Here is a 3,963-nt window from a genome sequence, read left to right on the forward strand (position 1 = left end):
AGCGCACTCCTGAATCAGCCGTAGCGGCCAGTGATATAGTCTTCTGTTTGCTTTTTAGCAGGTTTGGTGAACAGATCGTCCGTGTTGCTGAACTCAATCAACTCGCCCAGATACATAAAGGCCGTATGGTCGGAGCAACGTGCAGCCTGCTGCATGTTATGGGTCACGATCACTACGGTGTAATCCTGCTTCAGCTCGGTGATCAGCTCTTCAATACGCCCGGTAGAGATAGGGTCGAGGGCTGAACAGGGCTCATCCAGCAGCAGCACTTCCGGGCGAATGGCAATCCCACGCGCAATGCACAGACGCTGCTGCTGACCACCGGAGAGAGAGTACCCGCTCTGGTGCAGTTTATCTTTGGTTTCATTCCATAATGCGGCCTTGGTCAACGCCCACTGCACGCGCTCATCCATATCGGTGCGGGAGAGTTTCTCAAACAGGCGCACGCCGAAAGCGATGTTGTCATAGATAGACATCGGGAACGGCGTCGGCTTCTGGAAGACCATCCCGACTTTAGCTCGCAGCAGGGCGATATCCTGGCTGTGGGTGAGAATGTTCTCGCCATCCAGCAGAATTTCACCCTCGGCGCGCTGCTCCGGGTAGAGAGAGTACATTTTGTTAAAGGTACGCAGCAGGGTGGATTTACCGCAGCCTGACGGACCGATAAACGCCGTTACCTGATTCTTGGCGATATCCAGGTTGATGTTTTTCAGCGCGTGAAACTTTCCGTAGTAGAAGTTCAAATCGCGAACCTGAATCTTGCCGGAGGTGGTGTCAACCATACTCATTTACTCTTTTCCTCAATCGGGCGCGACCGGGGCCACGCCGCAAAATTTTAACCGTTCTTCTTGGCGAAGATGACGCGCGCCAGGATGTTCAGCAGCAGCACGCACAGGGTAATAATCAATACGCCAGCCCAGGCCAGCTGTTGCCACTCGGCAAACGGGCTCATGGCAAATTTAAAGATGGTGACCGGCAGGTTGGCGATAGGCTGCATCATGTCCGTGCTCCAGAACTGATTGGAGAGAGAGGTGAAGAGCAGCGGCGCGGTTTCGCCAGCAATACGCGCAACCGCCAGCAGGATGCCGGTCAGGATGCCAGAGATAGAGGCCTTCAGCGTAATCGCGGAGATCATCTTCCATTTCGGCGTGCCCAGCGCGTAGGCGGCTTCACGCAGGCTGTCCGGAACCAGCTTCAGCATGTTCTCGGTGGTGCGGATAACAATCGGCACCTGCAGCAGCGCCAGCGCAATCACGCCTGCCCAGCCGGAGAAGTGCTCCATCTGCGCCACCACGATGGTGTAGACAAACAGGCCTACTACGATAGACGGGGCGGAGAGCAGAATATCGTTAATGAAGCGGATCACCTCTGCCAGCCAGGATTTACGCCCGTACTCTGCAAGATAAATACCCGCCATAATGCCGAGCGGCGTACCAAACACGGTCGCCCAGAGGATCAGCAGGCCGCTGCCCGCCAGGGCGTTTGCCAACCCACCGCCTGCGGTGTTCGGCGGCGGCGTCATCTCGGTGAACAGCGCCAGCGACATGCCGTCGATACCACGCGTCACGGTAGAGAAGAGGATCCAGATCAGCCAGAAGAGGCCGAACGCCATGGTTGCCATCGACAGCGTCAGCGCGAGACGGTTTTTCATGCGGCGACGCGCCTGCATTTTACGGCGCGACTCGGCCAGCGCCGTCGTGGTTTGCATTTCGAGCGTAGCCATTAGCGTGCCCCCTCGTTTTTCGCCAGGCGCAGGATCATCACTTTCGAGATCGCCAGTACGATGAAGGTGATCACAAACAGGATCAGCCCCAGTTCCATCAGCGCGGCAACGTGCAGGCCGGATTCTGCTTCAGCGAATTCGTTCGCCAGCGCAGAGGTGATGCTGTTGCCCGGCATATAGAGCGAAGCGCTGTCGAGCTGGTAGGTGTTACCGATGATAAAGGTCACCGCCATGGTTTCACCCAGCGCACGACCCAGGCCAAGCATGACCCCGCCGATAACGCCGTTTTTGGTGAATGGCAGCACAATGCGCCAGATCACCTCCCAGGTGGTGCAGCCGATGCCGTAGGCCGACTCTTTCATCATTACTGGGGTTTGTTCAAACACGTCTCGCATCACCGAGGCGATGTACGGAATGATCATAATGGCGAGAATAATACCCGCCGCGAGGATACCGATACCAAACGCCGGGCCGGAGAAGAGCGCGCCCACAAACGGAATGGCAGAGAGCACGTTGCCCACTGGCTCCTGGAAATAGGTGGCAAACAGCGGAGCGAAGATAAACAGCCCCCACATGCCGTAAACGATACTGGGGATAGCAGCGAGCAGCTCAATGGCGATACCCAGCGGGCGCTTCAGCCAGCCGGGAGCCAGCTCCGTCAGGAACAGCGCGATACCGAAACTCACCGGAACGGCGATCAGCAGCGCGATAAAGGAGGTCACCAGCGTACCGTAGATCGGCACCAGCGCGCCGTAGATATCGTTCGGGGCGTCCCACTCTTTGGTCCACAGGAAGGAGAAACCAAATTTCTGGATGCTTGGCCAGGAGGAAACAATCAGAGAGACGATGATGCCGCCGAGCAGCAATAGCACAATCAGCGCAGCCAGTTTGACCAGCGCGCCGAAGATCATGTCACCTTGTTTACCCGGTGGGTTAAAAGCAGGCTTGGTTGCAGCCATAAATTACTCTTCTGTTATGTACGTCTTACGAATTTGCCCGGTGGCGCGAACGCTTACCGGGCCTACAGTTTTTATCCGTAGGGCGGGAAGCCTACGCCACCCGCCATCTTCGTCAAAAAGATCCTGTTAGTACAGCGCTTTACCGCTGCTGTCTTTCACATTCGTTTTCCATGCCGCACGAACCTGCTCAACCACGCTGTCCGGCAGGGTTGCGTAATCCAGATCGTTAGCCTGTTTCGCACCGTCTTTGTATGCCCAGTCAAAGAACTTCAGCACTTCAGCGCCCTGCTCTGGTTTCTTCTGCTCTTTATGGATCAGGATGAAGGTGGTGGAGGTGATTGGCCACGCGTTGTCACCCTTCTGGTTAGTCAGGTCCTGAGCGAAGGTTTTGCTCCAGTCCACGCCTTTCGCGGCGTTAGAGAAGCTCTCTTCGGTCGGAGAAACCGGTTTGCCATCGGCAGAGATCAGCTTGGTGTAGGCCAGGTTGTTCTGCTTCGCGTAAGCGTACTCTACGTAGCCGATAGAGCCAGGCAGACGCTGTACGAACGCGGCGATACCGTCGTTACCTTTACCGCCCAGACCGGTCGGCCAGTTCACGGTAGAGCCAGAACCAATTTTTGATTTCCACTCTTCGTTTACTTTCGCCAGGTAGCTGGTGAAGACGAAGGAGGTACCGGAGCCATCAGCACGACGCACTACGGCGATATTCTGTGAAGGCAGCTTCATGCCTGGGTTGAGCTTAGCGATCGCTTCGTCATCCCATTTTTTGATTTTGCCCAGGTAGATGTCACCCAGCGTTTTACCATCCAGCACCAGCTCACCGGATTTCACGCCCGGCAGGTTAACCGCCAGCACCACGCCACCGATAACGGTCGGGAACTGGAACAGGCCTTCCTGATTCAGTTTCTCATCAGACAGCGGAGCGTCAGACGCGCCAAAATCCACGGTGTTCGCAGTGATCTGCTTTACGCCGCCGGAGGAGCCGATACCCTGGTAGTTAACTTTGCTACCGGTTGCTTTCTGATAGGTATCCGCCCATTTGGCATACACTGGCGCTGGGAAGGTTGCACCCGCGCCGGTCAGGCTTGCCGCTGCGTTAACAGCGAAAGCGCTCAGGGATAAGGTCGCGGCGACAACAGTAGCGACAGTGGTACGCATGACTTTCATAATGTCTCCTGAGGGATCGTAAATCGTTGTTTGGTTTCTACGATATGCAAAATAGGACAACCAGGTGACAGTTAAATGTACTAATTATGACATTTTTATGACAGAGGGCACTTT

The 3,963-nt window shown here is 55.8% G+C and carries 4 protein-coding genes; all 4 read right to left on the bottom strand.

The features are described from left to right. Nucleotides 1–14: 14 nt before the first annotated feature. The gene (gene pstB / locus FN633_RS04245) at nucleotides 15–788 is read right to left on the bottom strand and encodes a phosphate ABC transporter ATP-binding protein PstB (RefSeq protein ID WP_144818266.1); all 774 of its coding nucleotides are present in this window, start codon (nucleotides 786–788) and stop codon (nucleotides 15–17) included. A gap of 47 nt (nucleotides 789–835) precedes the next feature. After that, nucleotides 836–1,723 carry a phosphate ABC transporter permease PstA gene (gene pstA / locus FN633_RS04250; protein ID WP_154056858.1) on the bottom strand — a complete coding sequence of 296 codons (888 nt, stop codon included), beginning with the start codon at nucleotides 1,721–1,723 and terminating at the stop codon, nucleotides 836–838. Next, nucleotides 1,723–2,682 (bottom strand): phosphate ABC transporter permease PstC, encoded by a 960-nt coding sequence (gene pstC / locus FN633_RS04255; RefSeq protein ID WP_042393492.1) that lies wholly within the window; start codon nucleotides 2,680–2,682, stop codon nucleotides 1,723–1,725. The genes pstA and pstC overlap by 1 nt, the downstream gene beginning before the upstream one ends. 126 nt (nucleotides 2,683–2,808) lie before the next feature. After that, complete coding sequence (pstS, locus tag FN633_RS04260; protein WP_154056859.1) at nucleotides 2,809–3,849, bottom strand: phosphate ABC transporter substrate-binding protein PstS; 1,041 nt, start codon at nucleotides 3,847–3,849, stop codon at nucleotides 2,809–2,811. Between the last annotated feature and the right edge of the window lie 114 nt (nucleotides 3,850–3,963).

The sequence above is a fragment of the Pseudescherichia vulneris genome (genome assembly GCF_902164725.1).
In the GTDB taxonomy this organism is placed as follows: Bacteria; Pseudomonadota; Gammaproteobacteria; order Enterobacterales; family Enterobacteriaceae; genus Pseudescherichia; species Pseudescherichia vulneris.

Coding starts and splice junctions, on each gene's coding strand:
- pstB (WP_144818266.1), bottom strand. CDS start 788: ATGAGTATGGTTGACACCACCTCCGGCAAGATTCAGGTTCGCGATTTG.
- pstA (WP_154056858.1), bottom strand. CDS start 1,723: ATGGCTACGCTCGAAATGCAAACCACGACGGCGCTGGCCGAGTCGCGC.
- pstC (WP_042393492.1), bottom strand. CDS start 2,682: ATGGCTGCAACCAAGCCTGCTTTTAACCCACCGGGTAAACAAGGTGAC.
- pstS (WP_154056859.1), bottom strand. CDS start 3,849: ATGAAAGTCATGCGTACCACTGTCGCTACTGTTGTCGCCGCGACCTTA.